The organism is Nocardia sp. NPDC051990 (assembly GCF_040680755.1).
Lineage (GTDB): Bacteria > Actinomycetota > Actinomycetes > Mycobacteriales > Mycobacteriaceae > Nocardia.
The window spans coordinates 224,939-245,045 of the sequence record NZ_JBFAXH010000001.1; the positions used below are offsets into that span (position 1 = coordinate 224,939).

Sequence of the window (20,107 nt, forward strand, 5' to 3'; positions counted from 1 at the left end):
CGACGCCGAAACAACAATCGACATGCCGATTCACATCACCGTCGACTGGAAAGCACTCTCGGATCTCATCCTCTAATACGACTGTGCCCCACGGATCTAAATCTTTGGGGCACAGTCTCGTTCGACTCAGACGCCTACAGTGTCGGCCTTGACCAGGTCGGTTTTCGGGCTGGATGCGGCGGATTGGCCGTGGCGGATGAACAGGGCCGAGGCGAGTACGCCGATCAGGAGGATGCCTGCGGGGAGCAGAACGGCCTGGCTGAGGGCGGTGCTGAAGGCATTCTTGACGAATTCCGGGATGGGGCCTTGGCCCGCACCACCTTCGGCGATCTTCCCGCCGCCGAGGCCATTGGCGGTCATGCGGCCCGCGACCAAGGCGCTGATCGCGGCGCTACCGAGTACGGAGCCCACCTGACGGGTGGTGTTGTAAACACCCGCGCCCGCACCGGCCTGCTCGATCGGCAGGTTGTGCGTGGCGCTGGACGCCAGCGGTGCCCAGATGCAGGCATTGGCGAAACCAGCCAGCGCGGCCGAGAGCAGGAACCACACCAGCGAGGAATGCGGTGTCATCACAGACGCGAACCAGAAGATCGAGGCCGAGAATCCGATGAATCCGATGGTCGGCACGATACGCGGGTGCAGCCGGTCGGAAATCTTGCCGATGATCGGCGCGAAGATTCCGGTGACGATCGCCATCGGTGCGAATACCAAGGCGGACTTGGTCGGTGACATCTCCCGCACCGCCTGCAAGTAGAAGTACGACGGCACCATCATCGAGGTGACCGCGGCACCCATGGCCGCAATGGCCACATTCGACAGCGTGAAGTTGCGATCACGGAACAGCCCCAACGGCAGCAGCGGTTCACCGGTATTGCGCGACTGGTTCACCAGGAACACCGCGAGCACGGCCACACCTGCGCCGATCATCAGCCAGATGCGCGGCGACCAGTCGTAGGTATTGCCCTCCTGGATACCGAACACCAGCAGGAACAGGCCGACACCGCTGAGCACCACACCTGGGATGTCGAACTTGTGCTCATGCGTCGGCAGCGCCGGAACCAGCCAGACCGCGAGTGCGAAGGCTACGATGCCGACCGGAACGTTGACGATGAAGATCCACTCCCAGCCGAGCCCGTCGACCAGCACACCGCCGAGGATCGGACCGACCAGCGTGGCGAGACCGGCGACACCACCCCACAGCCCCATGGCCGCACCACGCTTGTCCGGCGGGAAGGTCCTGGTGATCATCGCCATGGTCTGGGGCGTCATCAGCGCGGCGCCGAGCCCTTGGACCGCCCGCGCGGCGATCAGCATCGTGATCGATCCGGACAGACCGCACCACAGCGAGGTGGCGGTGAAGACGGCCAGTCCGATCAGATACAGGTTCTTGGGCCCGTAACGATCGCCGAGCCGACCGGTGACCAGCAGCGGCACCGCATAGGTCAGCAAGTAGGCGCTGGTCACCCAGATGACCTGGGAGATATCGGCCTGCAGATCCTTCATGATCGCCGGATTGGCGACCGCGACAATGGTCATGTCCAGCAGGATCATGAAGAAGCCGACGACCAGCGCGAACAGCGCTAGCCACGGATTACGTCGGGTGGTCATGAATTCGGTTCCTATCTCGGCTGTCTGTCCCGGCTGACGCAGGATGGCGAAGAAGCGAATCGAGGGCCGCGCACACCGGTACACATCACGACGGTGCAGCGCTGGTCTGGCCCCAGCGGCGCGGCACCGGAGGTAGTTCGGAATCTTCTCGGTCGGACGTAGGGTGCTGACGTTCGGTGACGCGGACGCCGGTGGCGGGGTCGTATTCGTCCCACTCCATCTCGCCGCTGTCCAGTTCGGTGACCAGGTTGTCGACCCACGCGATCTCGGCCGCGATGGTGGCACGCAGATACGGGAGCACGATCCAGTAGCGCCGTGGCACAGCGTGCATACCCGCCCATTGGCTCATGATGTCGACATCGGCGAGGTCCTGTGCCAACCGCTCGACGCGCTCCCGCAATAACGCGAGCACTTCCGGCGCGGGCAGGTTGTGCGCCTCGGCGAGCGCGACCGGGAACATCGGGTACTCCCGCGCGGGATTCCGGAGGATTTCGGCGATTCGGGAACGCAATGTCTCCCGACCGATTTCGGTGATCCGGTAGGTGGTGCGCTCCGGCCGGTTCCCGTCCCGGTCGACCCCCTCGGCCAGCACCAATCCCTGCTCGGCCAATCGCGTCACCGTGTGATAGAGCGAGCCCGGCCGCACCTTCACCAGCATGTCCTCCCGGCGAGCGATCAGCAGCTGATACGCCTCATAGGGATGCATGGGCCGCTCTTCGAGCAGCGCGAGCACGGCGATCGCCAATGGCGTCACCGACGGGCGCGCCTGCTGCCCCATTTTCGGTCACCTCCTGCACAACGCTCGCGGATGCGAGAGCGAATCTCCGAAGCACGCACGATAGTCCGGACCATCGACATACTCCGCATCAAATATTCCACGTGGAATATACGGCGCAGAGCAGTTGGCCCGCAAGACCGCGATATCGAGCGGAATTGTGATCGGCGACATAGCAAACGGCCCGAGCGCGAACCACTCGGGCCGTGGTGAACAGGGATTTTCAGAGCGCGTGATCGTCCAACCAGGTACGTGCCACCTCGGCGGCACCGGCACCTTCGCGAACCTTGCGCATCAGCTGCGCCAACTCATCGGTCGTGAGCTCACCCGCGACGTAGTTCAGCTTCCGAATCTGCCGATCGTCGAGCAGCCCCTTGCGGTAGACCGCGAGCACATTCTCGGCCCGCACCGCATAGTCGCTATCGGCGAGGACCGTCAGCCCGTCGGTCGCACCGGGAACCAGCGCGGGCGGCCCGGTCAGGATTCCGGCCTGGATTTCACCGTCCAGCAATGCCTTTCGCAGCCCCGTCGCATCGGGATAGGGCCTGGTACCGGCGAAATCACAACCGGCAATCCGCACGGGCGCCGCGGTGTGCAGCACACCGGAAACCGGTGCGACCCCGGCTTGGATTTCGCCACAGCGCGGAGCGAGCGCACCGATCGAGCGCACGTCCTTACCCGCGGCTTCGGTCAGCAGCACCCGGGCGCGCATGTCCGTGCCATCGGCCGGATCGGAGACCGCCAGCCCCTCGGGCAGCGACCGGCTCAGTTCCTCGGGCACCGACAACCGAACGGGCGCGGACGGGTCCGCGATATCGGTCGTCACCTCGGGCTTGCGGGCCTGTGCCCCAGCGTTCAGAAAGGTGAGCAGTTCGCCGCCGTGTTCACCGACCACCGTCACGGTGCCCGCGTCCAACGCGGTCAGATAGTCAGCGCGATTGCCGAGATCGGCGGTGACCGAGGTGCGCGCACCGGTCCGCGCCAACGCACCCGCATAGATTTGCGCAAGCAGATTTGATTCCATCGAATCGCCCGCGCCGACCGCTATCGTCGGGCCCGGATCGTCGCTTCCACAGGAAACCGCCAGCCCGAGGGCCATGACGACCACGATCCGTGCCAGCATCCGCCTCGACGCGGCCAACCCCATCCGGCGACACCAACCTTCGGTAGTGAACAGGAACTCCATGCAGCGGGCAGTATGAACAACCAGAATGTACCGGGTGGCCGTGCGTCCACGGCCGCTCGCATCGCTCGTCATGCCGGAAGGACTCCAGTGAAAACCACGATCAACCCCGATGCCGCGCGGCACGGGCGGTTCGCGCTGCGGCTGACGCTGCGCGCCGCCCGCATTCTCGTCGCCGCCGCGGCGCTGGCCGCCGCGATGATCCTGTCCGCCTGTGGTAATTCCGACCCGCTCGCGGCCAAGGGCAATTGCGAGGGTGACGGGCTGACCGTCGGCTCGGCGAACTTCCCGGAGTCCGAGACGGTCGCGAATATCTACGCGGAAGTGTTGCGCGTCAACGGATTCACTGTCGACACCAAACTCAATATCGGTAGCCGCGAAGCCTACATCCCGGCACTGCGCCAGTGCGCGATCTCGGTGATCCCGGAGTACAACGGCAACCTGCTGCAGTACCTGGACAAGAGCGCCACCGCAACCAGTTCCACCGATATCGACACCGCGCTCACCACGGCACTGAGTTCTACCGGTTCGGGCTCCGATCTCGCCATCGGCACCCCGGCCCCCGGCCAGGACTCGGACGCGGTCGTGGTCACCAAGGCCACCGCCGAGCGCTGGAACCTGCACAGCATCGCCGACCTTGCCGCGCATTCGGCCGAGGTGAAATTCGGTGCGCCCGCTGAATTCCAGGAGCGCGCGGGCGGTCTGCCCGGTCTGAAGAAGAACTACAACCTGGACATCGCCGCGAACAATTTCGTGCCGATCGCCGACGGCGGCGGGCCCGCGACGGTGCGCGCGCTGGTCGAGGGCACGGTCACCGCGGCCAACATCTTCACCACCTCCCCGGCAATCGCACAGAACAATCTGGTGGTGCTGGATGATCCGAAGCACAACTTCCCCGCCCAGAATGTGGTGCCGCTGTTCAACACCGCCAAGAAGACCGATAAGGCACTCGCCGCGCTCAATGCCGTCTCCGCGAAACTGACCACCGACCAACTGGTGCAGCTCAACGAGGCGGTCTCCGGTAGCAGCAAGACCGAACCCAAGGCCGCGGCACAGCAATGGATCGCCGCCCAACGGCTGAACACGCCGACCGGGTAGGAGCCAGCGTGTCCGATATCGAATTCAGCCGTATCAGCAAGACCTATCCGGACGGCACCCACGCCGTCTCCGAACTCGATCTGCGCATCGAATCCGGCTCGTTCACCGTCTTCGTCGGACCGTCGGGCTGCGGCAAGACCACGTCGATGCGCATGATCAATCGAATGATTACGCCCAGTTCGGGCACCATCACTGTTGGCGGCGCGGATATTTCGACGATGAATCCGGTCAAGCTGCGGCTCGGTATCGGATACGTGATCCAGAGCGCCGGACTTCTGCCGCATCGGACGGTCGTCGACAATGTCGCGACCGTACCTGTGCTGCAAGGGGTTCGGCGCCGCGCGGCCCGCGCGGCCGCACTCGAGGTGCTGGACCGGGTCGGGCTGGACCGATCGCTGGCCACCCGTTATCCGGCCCAGCTTTCGGGCGGACAGCAGCAGCGGGTCGGGGTGGCCAGGGCACTGGCCGCCGATCCGCCGGTGCTCTTGATGGACGAACCATTCAGTGCGGTCGATCCGGTGGTGCGCGAGGAATTGCAGGCCGAAATGCTGCGGCTGCAGGCCGAATTGCACAAGACCATTGTGTTCGTCACCCATGACATCGATGAGGCGGTGAAGCTCGGCGATCGGCTCGCGGTATTCGGACCGGGTGGCATCCTCCAGCAATACGACGAACCCCAGCACGTACTAGCCGCGCCCGCAACCGATTTCGTGGCCGATTTCGTCGGACGCGATCGCGGCTATCGCGCACTGTCGTTCCGTAAGGCGGATAGCCTGACACTGCACGAGATTCACACCGCCACCGAACCCGAACTCGCCGAATTGCGCCTGGACCGGGGCGAATGGGTATTGGTGGTCACCGATTCCGGTATTCCGCGCGGCTGGATCGATGTCACCGGCGTAGAGGGCATTCGAGCCGGGCGGGCCTTGCACGACAGCATCGCCGCCGGTGGATCACTCTTTCCGCCGGACGGCGATCTCCGGCAGGCGCTGGACGCGGCGATCTCCTCACCGTCGGGAATCGGTGTCGCCGTTGACGATTCCGGTGCCACGCGCGGCGGCATCCGGGCTCCCGAGGTACTCGAGCAGCTCGCGGGGCAGCGCACGGCGGAGGACGACACGCGCAATCGGCACTTCTTCGAAACCGAAAGCGCATGAATTATCTGATCGACAACTTCTCCGAGATCATGGGTTTCACCAGAACCCATCTGTATCTCGCATTGGTTCCGCTGCTGCTCGGACTGATCATCGCGATTCCGATCGGCGCGTTGGTGCGCCGGATCTCCTGGCTGCGGCGCGTCACGGTGGCGGTGGCCAGCCTGTCGTACACCATTCCGTCGCTGGCCCTGTTCGTGATCATTCCGCCGCTGGCCGGGATTTCGACCATCGATCCGCTGAATGTGATCATCGCGCTCACCGTGTATTCGACGGCGCTGCTCGTGATCGCGGTGCCGACGGCGCTGGATTCGGTGTCGCCCACCGTGATCGACGCCGCCGACGCGGTCGGCTTCAGTTCGCTGCGACGCACCGTGACCGTCGATATGCCGTTGGCCATACCGGTTTTCGTCTCCAGCCTGCGAGTTGTGGTGGTCACGAATATCGCCATGGTTTCGGTCGGCGCGTTGATCGGTGTCGGCGGGCTCGGCAAACTCTTCACCCAGGGCTATCAGCGCGACTATCCGGACGAGATCATCGCGGGCATCATCGTGACGCTGGCGCTGGCCCTGATCTTCGACCGCCTGGTGTACGCCATCGGGCGCTGGGCGACCCCGTGGACGCGCGCGGACGCCAGGATCGCGAAAGGCGCTGCGGCATGAACCTTTTCATCGATGCCTGGCACTACTTCACCGACGGCGCGAACTGGGGCGGCCCGGCAGGTATCCAACACCGCATCGCCGAGCACCTCTGGTACAGCTTCCTGACCGTTGTCGTCTCCGCGGCCGTCGCGGTCCCACTCGGGCTGGTAATCGGGCACACCCGGCGTGGTTCGGCGTTCTTGGTCGGATTCGCCAATGCCATGCGCGCCCTACCAACCCTCGGCCTGCTCACTTTTCTGGTGCTCGGCCTCGGGCTCGGCCTGATTCCGCCGCTGCTCGCGCTGGTCACGGTCGGCATTCCGCCGCTGCTGGCCGGTGCCTATGCCGGTATCGCCAATGTCGCGGCCGATGTCGTGGACGCCTCGCGCGCCATGGGCATGACCGAGCGTCAGATCCTGTTCCGCGTCGAGGTCCCCAATGCGCTGCCGATCCTGCTCACCGGCCTGCGTGGGGCCACCTTGCAGGTCATCGCCACCGCCACTATTGCGGCCTTCGTCAATCTGGGCGGCCTCGGTCGCTATATTTTCGACGGCATCGCCGTCTACCGCTACGATCGCGTCCTGGTCGGAGCCCTGCTGGTCGCGGTCCTCGCCATGCTCATGGACGGCCTGTTGGCGTTCGCGGTCTGGGCCAGCGCACCCGGCACCGGCCGCCTGCGCCGCCCTGTCACCCCCGCCGGAATCCTGCAGACCAGCAGCTGAGGCCGCGGACACATTGACCATTGATGTGACATGGGTCACGATGTGACGTGCCGTAGGAGTTTGCTTCGCGGATGCTCGACGCACGATCGCGGAGTGCGCACCTGCGGGATCACTCATCCGAGACCAGGAGGCGTACCGTGAACAGCCGCTCTATGAAAGCGCGCGACATCATGCACGAAAACGCGGAGTGGATCCCCGCGGATGAAACGCTGGATCGGGCCGCACAGCTGATGCGCAGGCTCGATGTCGGCGCGCTGCCGATCGGCAACGACGACCGGCTCGTCGGCATGCTGACCGACCGCGACATCGTCGTGAAATGCATTGCGATGGGCCATGATCCGAGCAAGGTCCGGGCCGGAGACCTGGCCCAGGGAACGCCACGCTGGGTATCGGCCGACGCCGATGTCCGCGAGGTTCTTGACATGATGGAGCAGGATCGGATCAAACGGCTCCCGGTGATCGACGCGAGGAAGCGACTCGTCGGCATGATCTGCGAATCCGATATCGCCAGGAATCTCAGCGACCGCGAAATCGCCGAGTTCGTCTCGGCCGTCTCCATTCCGCACTGATCAACCCGCTCAACGCAATGCGGGGCTGCTCACCCCTGGTGCGCAGCCCCGCATTTTCGGGTCGAGTTACGCGACGCCCTCCGCGCGGGCGGCGGCGGCAACGGCCTCGGCGACGGCCGGTGCGACGCGTGGGTCGAGCGGGCTCGGCACGATCTTGTCCGGACCGAGCTCATCGGCGACCACGCTGAGGATGGCATCAGCGGCGGCGATCTTCATGCCCTCGGTGATACGGCGCGCGCCCGCGTCCAGCGCGCCCTTGAAGACGCCCGGGAATGCCAGCACGTTGTTGATCTGGTTCGGGAAGTCGCTGCGCCCGGTGGCCACGATCGCCGCGTACTTCTGCGCGACATCGGGGTGGATTTCCGGATTCGGGTTCGACATGGCGAACACGATCGACTCCGGCGCCATCGAGGCGATCAGTTCCTCGGCGATGGTGCCGGCGGAGAGTCCGAGGAACACATCGGCGCCGTCCAGCGCCTCGGCCGCGCCACCGGCGAGTCCGCGCGGGTTGGTGCGCTGCGCCAGTTCGGACTTCACGTCGTTGAGGTCGCCGCGCTCGCGGTCGATGATGCCCTTCGAATCGAGCACGATCACATCCTTGACGCCCGCGGCGAGCAGGATGTTCGTGCACGCGACACCGGCGGCACCGGCGCCGGACACCACGACCTTCAAACCATCGATGTCACGCCCCTGCACTTTGGCCGCGCCATTGAGGGCGGCGAGCACAACGATGGCGGTGCCGTGCTGGTCGTCGTGCATGACCGGGCAGTCGAGGGCCTCGATGAGCCGCTGCTCGATCTCGAAGCAGCGCGGTGCCGAGATGTCCTCCAGGTTCACCGCGCCGAAGCTCGGGCGCAGCCGGACGATGGTCTCCACGATCTCGTCGACATCCTTGGTGTCCAGGACGATCGGGATCGAGTTCAGTCCGGCGAACTTCTTGAACAGCGCCGCCTTGCCCTCCATCACCGGCAGCGAGCCACGCGGGCCGATGTCACCGAGGCCGAGCACCGCGGTGCCGTCACTCACCACGACCACCAGGCGGTCGGTCCAGGTGTAGCGCTTGGCCAGCGCGGCGTCCTCCGCGATGGCCAGGCTGACCTTCGCGACACCGGGTGTGTAGGCGATGGAAAGGTCGCGCTGGGTCTCCAGCGGCGCGGCGAGCTCGACCGATAGTTTGCCACCGAGATGACCTGCAAAAATCTCGTCGTGCGTGATTTCGGAAAGGCTTGCAGTGGCATTCGGTGCGTCAGTCACAGGTGACACGATTTCACTCCTGCTCGGGTCGGACAAACCGGGGACGGGTTACCGCCGGGTAGTTGGTAGTAGGTGATTCATACGCTCATCGAGTGCGCTGACCGGGACGTTTCGAGTCGGACCGCAGGTGTCGAAATCCGACGGTCCGAACCGAAATATGGCGCGGCACTGATCCGCAGAGCGAGAGGCGGACGGGTGTGTCCGTATAAAACGTGCGGGGGGATCATCAGGTCGCGACGGTGCGTCGCGAGGCGGTGATCGCCGGTATTCCCCAACCCGGCGGTGGCATAGGCGGGAATCCGCAACATTCTGCCAGCCGGGAGGACGTATTGCCAAACCGGCGTGTCGGATCCCGACCCAGCACCGGCCAGGCGCAGTCGGATGGCAGCGAAAACCACACTGGCAGCTGACTATTCGTTACATAGCATCTTCGTCCAGGCGCGTTGCGTCGGATGTTGAACGCTCGCCGGAAACCGGGTATGACCCCGGCTGACCAGGCGGTGGTCCGGCCACGAGCAGACCTGCTGAGTAATACGTCAGGTCTCGGGAACGCTTCGACGTGTTCCTGGGAACGGCAAGCAGAAACTCACAGTTTCGCGGCTCGGCTGTGGGCTCCGGTGAGCTGTCCCAACGGTAGCGGTGAACTCCGGCCGCGCCGCGGGCTCCATACCGGCGACTGTCTGGCGTGGATCTGACCGTACCCACACGGTCTCGAGTCCGCCGGAGGTCAGCCGCACCCGCCAATCGGCCGCAGCGCCGGGATGATCGGTGCGCCGGTGCATTCCGCGACTCTCCGTCCGCGCGAGCGCACTGTATTTCGTCCAGCGTGCCACCGCGAGCAGCGCCGCCGCCTGCCTGGCCCGCAACCGGTCCACCCCGAATCCGCCGAGGTCGAATTCGGCGCCCGGCCACATGGCGTCGAGTTCGCCGATGCTGTCGCGCAAACTCCCGGCGCTGCGCCAGTAGCTGCGCCGCAACGGCAGCGTGTGTTCCTGCACCAACCCGACCACCGCGCGCGGATCGATACGGGCCACCGGATTCAGTCCCGCACCGGGGACCGCACGCACCGGACCGGTCATGCCGCGCCCGCGCGCGCACCGCGCGGCACCTTTACCGGCCCACACGCCCGAGGCGATGGCCCATGCTCCGCCCGGACCGCCGAAGCCGCTGACCGCGCCGGTGATCGGCTCGCGCGTCATCACATCGCCCGCGCCGTAGAGTCCGGCCACGGTGGTCGCGCAGTCCATTCCGGCTATGCACAACCCACCGGTCCCACGGACCGTGCCCTCGAGCACCGCGCGCAGCGGGACCCGACGGGTGTGGTCGACCAACCCCTGTCTGGCGAGCCAGCGCCGAACCGGGTACGGCACATCTTCCAAGGCCGCGTAGATTCGGCGGCCATCCGCCATAGCGATGAATGCCGCGGAGCGATGACCGGTGATCTCCGCGCCGGATTCGTCGTAGAGCGTCGCGAAATGTAGGGCCAGCCCGGGACTGATGAGGGTGTCGCGCGGGGTGGGGACAACCGGCGCGAGACCATAGGCGCTGGAGAATTCCATCCCCGACAGTTGCGCGCCCGCCTCGGCGGCGAACAGCAATCCGTCGCCGGTATCGACATCGGTGCCCGCGCCGCCGGAGAGGAACGCGCAACCGCCGGTGGCCACGACGACCGCCCCGGCTCGGATGGTCCAGGTCCGAAAGTTGTTGCGCGACTGCACACCGACCGCACCGGCGACCACGCCATCGCGATCGACGAGCAGTTGCAGGGCGGGATGATGATCGAGAATGCGCACCCCGGCTTCGAACAGGTTGCGGCGCATCCGGCGCAGATAGCCCGCGCCGTCCAGGCATACGCGTAGTGCCGTCCCGCCATTGCCCGCACCCGGAAACCGATAGCCCCACGCCAGCAACTGTTCGACCCTGCGGTGCGTTTCGTCGAGTACGCGCAGCATCCACTCCGGTTCGCCGAGCCCGCCGCCATGTGCGTACGCGCGCCGCACCGCCTCATCTCGCGCCGACCCCGGCGGGATATTCCAGAGCGAGGTCGTCCCGGTGGCGGTCGGCCCGCTCGCGCCGCAGCGGCTCTTGTCCACGAGCGCCACCCGAACGCCCGCGGTGGCGGCGGAGATCGCGGCCCAGACCCCGGCGGGACCGCCGCCGAGGACGAGCACATCCGTCTCGAATTCCGTCACAAAGAGAAATGTTCGGCCACAATTCACGTGGCCGCAACCTTTACGGATATATCAGGTCCACCACTGCGTCCAGAGCAATATTCCGGCGACAATGAAAACGACCATCGATCCGGAAAAAGCGGCGAAACCTCGATGTCGATCCGAAAAAATCTGTGCGCCGATGCCGATCGCTGAGGTTGCGACATGCCAGGTCACCGATTCGCCGCCGGGTCCGGGAAAGCCACGCTGAGCAGCGATGACCGCGGTACCGACAACGACGAGGGCCAGCACGAATATCCCACCGGCGACAATTCCGCTGAGTCCGCGCAGCACTCTCACGAGGCGATCACCGGCACACCTGTCGCTTTGCCCGCGAGTTCCTCGAATTGCGCGGGATCGGTGGTGAATTCACCGATCCGGATGGTTTTGTTGGAGCCGTGATAGTCCGACGATCCGGTGCTGATGAGGCCGAGTTCGGCGGACAACTCCGTCAGCAGGGCACGATCGGCCGCGGAATGGTCCGGATGATCGATCTCGAGCCCGCCGAGTCCGAGCGTGGCCAGTTCCCGAATATCGTCGATCGCCAGCAGCCGCCCGCGCTTACGCGCCCGGGTATGCGCGAGCACGCTGACCCCGCCCGCGGTCGCGATCATTTCGACGGCCCGGCGCAGCGGTGTATCCGCCTTCTCCGCGTAGTAGCGGCCGTGCGGGGCCAGCAATTCGGTGAAGGCCGCGTCCACGGTCGGCACCACACCGGCCGCGACGAGTGCGCGTGCCAGATGTGGGCGGCCGGCCGACGGTCCGGCCGAGGCCAGGACCGCGTCCGGATCGATGGGTAGTCCGTCGTCGCGCATCCGCTCGGCCATCGCCCGCAACCGCTCGACCCGTTCGGCGCGCAGGCGTTCCCGCTCATCGGCGAAACACCGATCGGTCGGATCGAAGAGGTATGCGAGTAGATGCACCGGGACCGGCCACCCGTCCTCACCGAGCCCGATACACGACATCTCCATGCCGCGCACCAGCGTCAAACCCTTGGGTAGCGCCTCGGCCGCCTCGGCCCACCCGGCGGTGGTGTCGTGATCGGTGATCGCGACGACGTCCAGTCCGGCCGCTGCCGCGTTCCGGACGAGTTCGGCCGGGGTGTCGGTGCCGTCGGACGCGGTCGAATGGGTATGCAGGTCGATGCGCACGCCTTCTTTCATACCGTGCGCTCGCACGGCGCACACACGCGCACGCGACGTAGCATCAACCCGTGCCATCTATTCCGCCGCTACCGTCGTTCCGCGGCTCCGGCCGGGCGCACACCCCGCTGCCCCACATCCCCGTCCCCACCGCGCGCGCGGTGGTCGACTGCGCCGTCTACGTCGACGGCAGGCGACTGCCCGGCCACTTCGGCCATGCGGAAGCGATGGCCGAGGTCAGCAAGCGCGGAGCCGGATTCGTTTGGGTCGGACTGCACGATCCGGACGAGTACCAGATGGCCGATATCGCCAAGGTCTTCGACCTGCACCCGCTGGCCGTCGAGGACGTGATCCACGGTCATCAGCGGCCGAAACTGGAACGCTACGACAACACCTTGTTCCTCGTCCTGCGCACCGTCAGCTACGTACCGCACGAGATCCATTCGGTCAGTGAGATCGTGGAGACCGGTGACATCATGGTCTTTACCGGCCCCAATTTCACGGTGACCGTACGGCACGGCGAGCACACCGGATTGGCCGGTGTCCGAAAGGAATTGGAGGATCAGCCCGACCAGCTCATGCTCGGTCCCGGTGCGGTGCTGCACGCGGTGGCCGACCATGTCGTGGATTCCTATGTGACGGTGGCCCAGTCGGTCGAGAACGATATCGACGAGATGGAAGAAGAGGTCTTCACACCGCGCAGCACGGTGACCATCGAATCGATCTATCAGCTCAAGCGAGAGATCGTGGAGCTGCGTCGCGCGGTGAATCCGCTCGGCACCGCGCTCGAAGCACTCGGCCGCAACACCACAATGCCGCTACCCAAAGAGATTCGGCGTTATCTGCGCGATGTCGCCGACCACCACACCGCGGTGGCCGAGCGGATCAACGATTTCGACGAGGCGCTCAGCGCACTGATCACCGCGGCGCTGGCCAAGGTCGGCGTCCAGCAGAACACCGATATGCGCAAGATCTCGGCGTGGGTCGCCATCGCTGCGGTGCCGACGATGATCGCAGGGATCTACGGGATGAACTTCGAGCATATGCCGGAGCTGAACCAGGTCTGGGGCTATCCGGCCGTGTTGCTGTTCATCGCGATCGTCTGCACTGGTCTGTACATCAACTTCCACCGCAACAACTGGCTCTGACACCAGCTACAGTGACACAGCGCCACGCGCCGGATCGTGCACATCGATACCGGCCTCGGCCCACGCATCACGCAATGCCTGCGCGCCGCGCACCCGCGCCCAGGCCGCCTCGGTCGCGGTCACCGGAACCACCGCGAAATACCGCACGGGTTCGGCTGGCTCGGGCAGCGCCACCTCGGGAATATCGCTGTCCCCCAACAACACCGCGGTGAACGGCGCATCGCGCCATATCGGCTCGCCCAGGTCCAGCAGCGCATCGACCTGCAGCACAACACCTTCCACGGCAGGTGCCGCGACGAGCACACCGAGGGTGCGGGCGAGTCCAGAACTCGGACCGACCCCGGCACGCAGTGTCAGCACCAATTCGGCCCGCGGCCCGCGCACCGGATCGGCGTGCAGGTCACTGGGATCGCCCATGGGATGACGTGATCCGCCGAGGGTGACGTAGTGCACCAGCTCGTCGCCCGGAATGCGCAGGATCTCGATGGACTCGAGACCGAGGAAGGTGACCGACGCGGAATCGACCCTCGTTGACGCCACGCCGAAGTGATCCAGCACCTCGGTGCGGACCTTGTCCACAACTTCCATGCGCTCAGATCGCCAACCGCGCCAGCATGTCCCGAGCCTGCTCGGCCGACTTCGGGTCGCACAGCACGTCATAGCGGCCTGCCACCAACTGCATGGTGGAGGCGAAATCGCGCTGCCCCCTGGTCGCCGCGTACGGGATCGAGGTGGAGATGACGCCGAAGATGATGCCGCCGACCAAACCGACCAGCACCGGCGCGAAGCCACCACTGGTGGTGAACAGGCTCAGGAGCAGGCCGAGGAACAGGCCGAGCCACGCGCCCGACACCACTCCGCCGCCGACCACCTTGCCCCAGGTCAGTCGATACAACACGCGTTCGACCTGCATCAGGTCCACGCCGACGATGGTCACGTCTTGCACGGAGAACTGATTGTCGGCCAGGAAGTCGACGGCCTTCTGGGCCTCGGCGTAGGTCGGATACGAGCCGACCGGCCAGCCCGATGGCGGCGTCGGCAGACCCTGGCGCGCGCGATTCGAGTTCCCCAAGGGATTCGTCATATCTCTATTCTGCTATTCCGAATCGGAGTTAGGGGGAGTGAAACGCGTGGCCTCCATCTCTGGAGATCGCCGCATTCCGGCGGCCCGACCCTTATCTGCGATTACTCGAGCCATCTTCGCGCTGGCCTCATCGATCATTTCGTCGCCGAGCATTACCGCTCCGCGCGCACCACCTTTTTCGGAGGTGTGGAAGGCGTACGCATCCAGAATCAGCTCGGCGCGATCGTAATCGGCCTGGCGCGGACTGAAGATCTCGTTCGCGGCCTCGATCTGTCCGGGGTGCAGCACCCATTTACCGTCGAAACCGAGTGCGGCGGTGCGCCCGGCCGCCCGGCGGAATCCGTCGATATCCCGAATTTGCAGGTAGGGACCGTCGATTGCCTGCAGGCCGTGCGCGCGGGCGGTGAGCAGGATGGTCATCAGAATGTGATGGTAGGCATCGCCGGTGTCATAACCTTCGGGCTGTTCACCGACCACCAGCGTGCGCATATTGATACTGGCCATGAAGTCGGCGGGGCCGAAGACCAGGGCCTGCACCCGAGGGCTCGCGGTCGCGATGTCATCGATATTGCGCAGACCCAGGGCGTTCTCGATCTGCGGTTCGATACCGATCCGCCCGACCTCGAGCCCGCTCGACTTCTCCAACTGGGTCAGCAGCAGGTCCAGCGCGCGCACCTGACCGGCATCGGTCACCTTCGGCAGCAGGATCGCGTCCAGCGCCGCACCCGCGCCCTCGACCACGGTGATCACATCGGTGTAGGTCCACTGGGTGGTCCAGTCATTGACCCGCACCACCCGCAGTTGATCGCCCCAGCCGGTGTCGTTCAGCGCCGCCACGATATTCGCGCGGGCCTCGGCCTTGACGGCCGGCGCGACCGCATCCTCCAGATCGAGAAATACCTCGTCGACCGGCAGCCCCTTGGCCTTATCGATCATCTTCTTGCTGCTACCGGGGCAGGCGAGCACCGAGCGGCGCGGTTTCATGATCACTCCCGTCGATCGTGGCATGGTGCGAGTACCGGTCCGCGCACCCTCTAACCTGACAACCATGGCAGCAACCAGGGTGTACGTCGCCAGGCTGGCCGGACTGGTGGTACTCGGCCCGGACGGCGAGTCTATCGGCCGCATCCGCGACGTCGTCGTGGCCGTCCGCTACGACCGCCAGCAGCCCCGGGTGCACGGCCTGGTCGTCGAATTGCCCTCCAGACGGCGGATTTTCGTGCCCATGCTGCGGGTGACCACGATCGATCCCGGTGTCGTCGCCCTCAATACCGGCACGGTGAGCCTGCGCCGCTTCAACCAGCGTCCGGGCGAGATGCTCGCCCTCGCACAGATCGTGGATTCTTCGGTGCGCGTTGCCGATCCGGATCTGCCGGACCTCGCGGATGTCGATGTGCTTGTGGTCGATCTCGGTATCGAACAGACCCGGACCAGGGACTGGCGGGTCACCAGGGTCGCGGTGCGCGGACATCGCAGGCTCGGCCGTCGCCGAACCGTACATGTCGTGGACTGGACCCAGGTCAGCGGGCTGACGCCGTACGAAATCGGCCGGCCGGGTCAGGACGTCACCCAACTGCTCGAACAATTCGAGGGACTGCGCCCCGCCGATGTCGCCCATCTGCTGCGCGAACTTCCGGAGAAGCGGCGCATCGAGGTGGCGGTCGCACTCGACGACGAGCGACTCGCCGATGTCGTGCAGGAACTCCCCGACGACGACCAGGTGGATCTGCTCGGCCATCTCGAGGTGCGCCGCGCCGCCGATCTGCTCGAGGCGATGGATCCCGACGACGCCGCCGACCTGCTCGGCGAACTGCCCACCAGTGAGCGGGAATCGCTGCTTGCACTCATGGATCCGGAGGAGTCCGAACCGGTCCGCAGGCTGCTGCAGCACTCCCCCGATACCGCGGGTGGTCTGATGACACCGAAAGCGGTGATCCTGACCCCGGCCACCACGGTCGCCGAAGCGCTTGCCCGGGTGCGCAATCCGGATCTGACACCCGCACTGGCCAGCATGGTGTTCGTGGTGCGGCCGCCAACCGCGACGCCGACCGGCCGCTTCCTCGGCTCGGTGCATTTGCAGCGACTGCTGCGCGAACCTCCGGCACATCTGGTCGGCGGCATCCTCGATGCCGGTCTGGCCCCGCTGCGTCCCGATACCCCGCTCGGTGCGGTCACCCGCTATTTCGCCACCTACAACCTGGTCTGCGGCCCGGTGGTGGATGCGGAGAACCACCTGCTCGGCGCGGTCAGCGTGGACGACGTGCTCGATCATCTACTACCGCAGGATTGGCGCGAGCAGGAAGATACGGTCGTCGGCCAGGAGGGGGTAGTCGATGCCGAGTGAGAAGACTCCGGCGCGCCAGCGCCTGGAAACGCCGGTGGGGTCCCGCTTCCGCTTCGACTACGACGCCGAGGCGATGGCCCGTTCCAGCGAGCGGGTCGCCCGATTCCTCGGCACGGGACGTTATTTGGCGCTGCAGACCATTGTGGTGGTCGTCTGGATCGCGCTGAACATCTCCGTGGTCGCGCTGCGCTGGGACCCGTATCCGTTCATCCTGCTCAACCTCGCGTTCTCCACCCAGGCCGCCTATGCCGCGCCGCTGATTCTGTTGGCGCAGAACCGACAAGACAACCGCGACCGTGTGTCACTGGAGGAGGACCGCAGCAGGGCCGCCCAGACCAAGGCTGATACCGAATTCCTCGCTCGCGAACTCGCTTCGCTGCGTATTGCGCTCGGCGAAGTTGCTACGCGCGACTATATGCGCAGGGAATTGGAAGAAATGCGCGAGGTGCTGGACCGGATCGAGGCCGCGCGGTTCGCGGAATCCGGGTCGAGCTCCGATAAACCCGCTAAGGCCGTTCGCAAGAAAAGCTCCGGCAGAAAGGCGGGCACAGTTCAGGTTGCACCGCCAGTTGCTGACGATTGACAGGAAATGCTCTATAACGTTGTGACCCACGGGTAACCTGGACGACGTTGTCCCGAGCGTCCGGGCCGGGAATGTCTCGGACACACGCTCTCACGACGTAGAGGATTGGTGTGGCCGAATGCGAATCTCTGCTCCGATAACCGTCTCGGCCCTGGTCGTAGCCGGTCTTGTCGCCACCGGCTCGGGTACCAATGCCACCCTGTCCACGACTCTCGATACCGCCCCCGAGGCGCTGCTCGCGACATCGACCGGCTCGGCCACCGACGATGGAACATCCGGAAATACCAACCTGACCGAATTGTCCCGGACAGTTGGTCTCCTTCCGGTAACGCCGGAGGCTCCCCGCAAACTTCGAGCAATGACTCCGCTTGTCGACGGCACCCCGCTTTTCGCGGGTTCGGTGCCGTTGCAGGATATGGTGCTACCCGCCACCGGCGGTGCGCTCGGTATCCCGGAAATCGTGCTCGCGGCATATCGCAATGCCGAACTCGCACTGGAATCTTCGATGCCCGACTGCGGCCTGTCGTGGAGCCTGCTGGCCGGGATCGGGCGGATCGAATCGCTACATGCGGGCGGCGGGCGCACCGACGCCGCGGGCACCGCCGTGACGCCGATCTTCGGCCCCGCGCTGGATGGGTCGCTACCAGGCAACGAAGTGATCAAGACCGCCGACGGCACCCCGGTGCGCGCGATCGGGCCGATGCAGTTCCTACCCAGGACTTGGAGCCTTTACGCCGCCGACGGCAACGGTGATGGTGTCGCCGATCCGCAGAATGTCTTCGATGCCTCGCTCGCCGCGGGCAAGTACCTGTGCTCGGGCGGGCTGAACCTGCGCGATCCGCAGCAGGAACTGCGCGCGGTGCTGCGCTACAACAACTCGCTCGCCTACGCCGCCAACGTGCTGAGCTGGTCGGCGGCGTACCGCACCGGCGGCACCCCGAGCCAGGTGCGCATCTCTCCCGATCTCATCCCACCGGGTACCGCGCCGACCACGGCGGGCCAGGAGATGTTGGCCGCATCCTCGACGACGCCTTCGACGACCACCACCACGACCGAACCGCCGCCGAATATGGTGACCATCCAGACGCCGACCGAGGTGATGATCACCATCCCCGGTCTGCCGCCGATTCCGTGCGGCATCTTCTGCCCGCGGCCGGTCCCCAAGCCGCCGTGCGATCCGCGTCAGGTGGTCCCGGCGCAGCTGCCGGCACCGGGCGATCCGGCGCAGTCCCCCATCGCGCCGGCGCAAACCTACAGTGCGGACAACGGCAAGCCGAAGGAGCCGCTGCCGCAAGACCAGCCACCGCAGCAACCCGCCAATTGCACCCCGCCCCCACCGGATTCGGCCCAACCCGGTGCTGCTCAGCCCGCGCCTGCACCCAATGCGCAGCCTCCCGCGCAATTGCCGGGCGAAACGCCGCAGGCCACTCCGGAGAAGACACCGGAGCCCGGAGTGTCCGATGCGCCGGAGCCGACGCAGTCCGGTGCGACCACCCCGCCGCCCGCACCGGGCATCACGCTGCCGTTCGGCGTTGTTATCCCGATGCCCGCGCCCGCACCCGCCCGGCAGGGCTGAGACCAGGACCGATATCGAACAGATTACGCCACACCGAAATCCGATAACGAAGCAGTAACAAAAAGATCTCGAATGCGGTACCCTCGACTTCGTTCCATCACGAAGGGCTCGTTACCGAGCCAATGGGAGGGTCACCACACAGTGGGGCGTCACCGAAAGCAGTCACCTGCGACGATCAAGCGCAGCTCCGTTATCGCATTGACCGGATTGGTCCCCGCTGGACTCGTGGCTGTCGCCGCATCCGCCGGCACCATCGATCCGACCGCATCGTCTGTCCTGCAACACATTCCGGAGGACGAGCGAGATGACCGAGCGGCGATACCAGCCGTCGCCGCGGAACCGGCGGCGATCGAAAACGTCGCGCACGCAATGGCAAAGCAGTCGCCGAGCGCACCGCCGATCGTGAAAACCGTTGCGCTGCCCGATGATAGGCAACCGGCCGCACTGCCACCCGGCCCGCTCGGCATTCCCGGCGTCGCCGTCGCCGCCTATCAGAACGCCGAACGCACACTCGCCGCCGAGAATCCGGTGTGCGGCATGCCGTGGTATCTGCTCGCCGGGATCGGCCGAGTCGAATCGACCCACGCCTTCGGTGGCAAGGCCGACGCGGACGGCAATCCGCTGACACCGATCCACGGTCCGGTCCTCGACGGCAGCCTCGCCGGCAACCATGTCATTCGCGATACCGACGGCGGCGCGCTCGATGGGCTCAGCGGATATGACCGCGCCATCGGCCCGATGCAATTCCTGCCGGAGACCTGGAAGCGCTACGCCGCCGACGGTAACAGCGACGGCATCGCCGATCCGCAGAATCTGTTCGACGCGGCGCTGACCGCGGGCCGGTACCTGTGCGACGGCGGATTGAATATGCGCGATCTCACCCAACAGACCAAGGCGATCCTGCGCTACAACAACTCCATGGCCTACGTCGCCAATGTGATGGCGTGGGCCGGTTCCTACGCCTCCGGTATCGCACCGAAGCCCGGGGACCTGCCGCGAATCTGACACAACGTAAA

At 65.8% G+C, this 20,107-nt stretch carries 20 protein-coding genes; 10 read left to right on the forward strand and 10 right to left on the reverse strand.

Annotated elements, in window-relative coordinates; genetic code table 11:
- Nucleotides 1-126 precede the first annotated feature (126 nt).
- From AB0L63_RS01045 to AB0L63_RS01055, 3 genes are all read right to left on the reverse strand, one after another.
- On the reverse strand, nt 127-1,608 hold the full coding sequence (locus tag AB0L63_RS01045) for a DHA2 family efflux MFS transporter permease subunit (RefSeq protein WP_364492920.1): 1,482 nt from the start codon (nt 1,606-1,608) through the stop codon (nt 127-129).
- 85 nt (nt 1,609-1,693) lie between these two features.
- Nucleotides 1,694-2,386 carry a PadR family transcriptional regulator gene (locus AB0L63_RS01050; RefSeq protein WP_364492922.1) on the reverse strand — a complete coding sequence of 231 codons (693 nt, stop codon included), beginning with the start codon at nt 2,384-2,386 and terminating at the stop codon, nt 1,694-1,696.
- Nucleotides 2,387-2,606: 220 nt separating this feature from the next.
- Complete coding sequence (locus AB0L63_RS01055) at nt 2,607-3,530, reverse strand: glycine betaine ABC transporter substrate-binding protein (protein WP_364492925.1); 924 nt, start codon at nt 3,528-3,530, stop codon at nt 2,607-2,609.
- A gap of 234 nt (nt 3,531-3,764) precedes the next feature.
- Between AB0L63_RS01055 and AB0L63_RS01060 the strand changes: the two genes are divergently transcribed.
- From AB0L63_RS01060 to AB0L63_RS01080, 5 genes are all read left to right on the forward strand, one after another.
- Nucleotides 3,765-4,664, forward strand: a complete 900-nt coding sequence (locus AB0L63_RS01060) for an ABC transporter substrate-binding protein (protein WP_364493933.1) — start codon at nt 3,765-3,767, stop codon at nt 4,662-4,664.
- Complete coding sequence (locus AB0L63_RS01065) at nt 4,625-5,821, forward strand: ATP-binding cassette domain-containing protein (protein ID WP_364492927.1); 1,197 nt, start codon at nt 4,625-4,627, stop codon at nt 5,819-5,821. Before AB0L63_RS01060 ends, AB0L63_RS01065 begins: the two co-directional genes overlap by 40 nt.
- Entirely contained in the window at nt 5,818-6,480 is a 663-nt protein-coding gene (locus AB0L63_RS01070) for an ABC transporter permease (protein ID WP_364492929.1), read from the forward strand. The genes AB0L63_RS01065 and AB0L63_RS01070 overlap by 4 nt, the downstream gene beginning before the upstream one ends.
- Nucleotides 6,477-7,181, forward strand: coding sequence for an ABC transporter permease (locus tag AB0L63_RS01075; protein WP_364492931.1), 705 nt, complete (start codon nt 6,477-6,479; stop codon nt 7,179-7,181). The genes AB0L63_RS01070 and AB0L63_RS01075 overlap by 4 nt, the downstream gene beginning before the upstream one ends.
- A 152-nt stretch (nt 7,182-7,333) precedes the next feature.
- On the forward strand, nt 7,334-7,750 hold the full coding sequence (locus tag AB0L63_RS01080) for a CBS domain-containing protein (protein ID WP_364493936.1): 417 nt from the start codon (nt 7,334-7,336) through the stop codon (nt 7,748-7,750).
- 66 nt (nt 7,751-7,816) lie between these two features.
- On the opposite strand, the gene AB0L63_RS01085 is transcribed toward AB0L63_RS01080, so the two are convergent.
- From AB0L63_RS01085 to AB0L63_RS01100, 4 genes are all read right to left on the reverse strand, one after another.
- Complete coding sequence (locus AB0L63_RS01085) at nt 7,817-9,004, reverse strand: NADP-dependent malic enzyme (protein WP_364493939.1); 1,188 nt, start codon at nt 9,002-9,004, stop codon at nt 7,817-7,819.
- Nucleotides 9,005-9,540: 536 nt separating this feature from the next.
- Nucleotides 9,541-11,196 carry an FAD-binding protein gene (locus tag AB0L63_RS01090; RefSeq protein WP_364492933.1) on the reverse strand — a complete coding sequence of 552 codons (1,656 nt, stop codon included), beginning with the start codon at nt 11,194-11,196 and terminating at the stop codon, nt 9,541-9,543.
- 51 nt (nt 11,197-11,247) lie between these two features.
- On the reverse strand, nt 11,248-11,514 hold the full coding sequence (locus AB0L63_RS01095; protein WP_364492935.1) for a hypothetical protein: 267 nt from the start codon (nt 11,512-11,514) through the stop codon (nt 11,248-11,250).
- Nucleotides 11,511-12,365 carry a PHP domain-containing protein gene (locus tag AB0L63_RS01100; RefSeq protein WP_364492937.1) on the reverse strand — a complete coding sequence of 285 codons (855 nt, stop codon included), beginning with the start codon at nt 12,363-12,365 and terminating at the stop codon, nt 11,511-11,513. The genes AB0L63_RS01095 and AB0L63_RS01100 overlap by 4 nt, the downstream gene beginning before the upstream one ends.
- Before the next feature lie 62 nt (nt 12,366-12,427).
- Between AB0L63_RS01100 and AB0L63_RS01105 the strand changes: the two genes are divergently transcribed.
- Nucleotides 12,428-13,504, forward strand: a complete 1,077-nt coding sequence (locus AB0L63_RS01105) for a magnesium and cobalt transport protein CorA (RefSeq protein ID WP_364492939.1) — start codon at nt 12,428-12,430, stop codon at nt 13,502-13,504.
- Between the two features lie 6 nt (nt 13,505-13,510).
- Here the strand turns inward: AB0L63_RS01105 and AB0L63_RS01110 are convergent, their stop codons facing one another.
- The 3 genes from AB0L63_RS01110 to AB0L63_RS01120 are packed head-to-tail and all read right to left on the reverse strand — an operon-like array spanning nt 13,511 to nt 15,572.
- Entirely contained in the window at nt 13,511-14,092 is a 582-nt protein-coding gene (locus AB0L63_RS01110) for a suppressor of fused domain protein (RefSeq protein WP_364492941.1), read from the reverse strand.
- A gap of 4 nt (nt 14,093-14,096) precedes the next feature.
- Entirely contained in the window at nt 14,097-14,588 is a 492-nt protein-coding gene (locus AB0L63_RS01115; RefSeq protein ID WP_364492943.1) for a general stress protein, read from the reverse strand.
- Between the two features lie 12 nt (nt 14,589-14,600).
- A complete protein-coding gene (locus AB0L63_RS01120) occupies nt 14,601-15,572 on the reverse strand; it encodes a CoA ester lyase (protein WP_364492945.1) in 972 nt (323 codons plus the stop codon).
- A gap of 64 nt (nt 15,573-15,636) precedes the next feature.
- On the opposite strand from AB0L63_RS01120, the gene AB0L63_RS01125 reads away from it, so the two are divergent.
- The 4 genes from AB0L63_RS01125 (at nt 15,637) to AB0L63_RS01140 (ending at nt 20,096) form a co-directional block, all read left to right on the forward strand.
- Nucleotides 15,637-16,932, forward strand: a complete 1,296-nt coding sequence (locus AB0L63_RS01125) for a CBS domain-containing protein (protein WP_364492947.1) — start codon at nt 15,637-15,639, stop codon at nt 16,930-16,932.
- Entirely contained in the window at nt 16,922-17,515 is a 594-nt protein-coding gene (locus AB0L63_RS01130) for a DUF1003 domain-containing protein (protein WP_364492949.1), read from the forward strand. The genes AB0L63_RS01125 and AB0L63_RS01130 overlap by 11 nt, the downstream gene beginning before the upstream one ends.
- 118 nt (nt 17,516-17,633) lie before the next feature.
- Nucleotides 17,634-19,091: a lytic murein transglycosylase gene (locus AB0L63_RS01135; protein WP_364492951.1), complete on the forward strand. Its 1,458-nt coding sequence runs from the start codon at nt 17,634-17,636 to the stop codon at nt 19,089-19,091.
- Between the two features lie 141 nt (nt 19,092-19,232).
- The gene (locus AB0L63_RS01140) at nt 19,233-20,096 is read left to right on the forward strand and encodes a lytic murein transglycosylase (RefSeq protein WP_364492953.1); all 864 of its coding nucleotides are present in this window, start codon (nt 19,233-19,235) and stop codon (nt 20,094-20,096) included.
- Nucleotides 20,097-20,107 lie beyond the last annotated feature (11 nt).

Bases quoted from the DNA above. Each gene is read 5' to 3' on its own strand.
- AB0L63_RS01045 (WP_364492920.1), bottom strand. From the start codon at position 1,608: ATGACCACCCGACGTAATCCGTGGCTAGCGCTGTTCGCGCTGGTCGTC.
- AB0L63_RS01050 (WP_364492922.1), bottom strand. From the start codon at position 2,386: ATGGGGCAGCAGGCGCGCCCGTCGGTGACGCCATTGGCGATCGCCGTG.
- AB0L63_RS01055 (WP_364492925.1), bottom strand. From the start codon at position 3,530: ATGGGGTTGGCCGCGTCGAGGCGGATGCTGGCACGGATCGTGGTCGTC.
- AB0L63_RS01060 (WP_364493933.1), top strand. From the start codon at position 3,765: ATGATCCTGTCCGCCTGTGGTAATTCCGACCCGCTCGCGGCCAAGGGC.
- AB0L63_RS01065 (WP_364492927.1), top strand. From the start codon at position 4,625: ATGGATCGCCGCCCAACGGCTGAACACGCCGACCGGGTAGGAGCCAGC.
- AB0L63_RS01070 (WP_364492929.1), top strand. From the start codon at position 5,818: ATGAATTATCTGATCGACAACTTCTCCGAGATCATGGGTTTCACCAGA.
- AB0L63_RS01075 (WP_364492931.1), top strand. From the start codon at position 6,477: ATGAACCTTTTCATCGATGCCTGGCACTACTTCACCGACGGCGCGAAC.
- AB0L63_RS01080 (WP_364493936.1), top strand. From the start codon at position 7,334: ATGAAAGCGCGCGACATCATGCACGAAAACGCGGAGTGGATCCCCGCG.
- AB0L63_RS01110 (WP_364492941.1), bottom strand. From the start codon at position 14,092: ATGGAAGTTGTGGACAAGGTCCGCACCGAGGTGCTGGATCACTTCGGC.
- AB0L63_RS01115 (WP_364492943.1), bottom strand. From the start codon at position 14,588: ATGACGAATCCCTTGGGGAACTCGAATCGCGCGCGCCAGGGTCTGCCG.
- AB0L63_RS01120 (WP_364492945.1), bottom strand. From the start codon at position 15,572: ATGAAACCGCGCCGCTCGGTGCTCGCCTGCCCCGGTAGCAGCAAGAAG.
- AB0L63_RS01125 (WP_364492947.1), top strand. From the start codon at position 15,637: ATGGCAGCAACCAGGGTGTACGTCGCCAGGCTGGCCGGACTGGTGGTA.
- AB0L63_RS01130 (WP_364492949.1), top strand. From the start codon at position 16,922: ATGCCGAGTGAGAAGACTCCGGCGCGCCAGCGCCTGGAAACGCCGGTG.
- AB0L63_RS01135 (WP_364492951.1), top strand. From the start codon at position 17,634: ATGCGAATCTCTGCTCCGATAACCGTCTCGGCCCTGGTCGTAGCCGGT.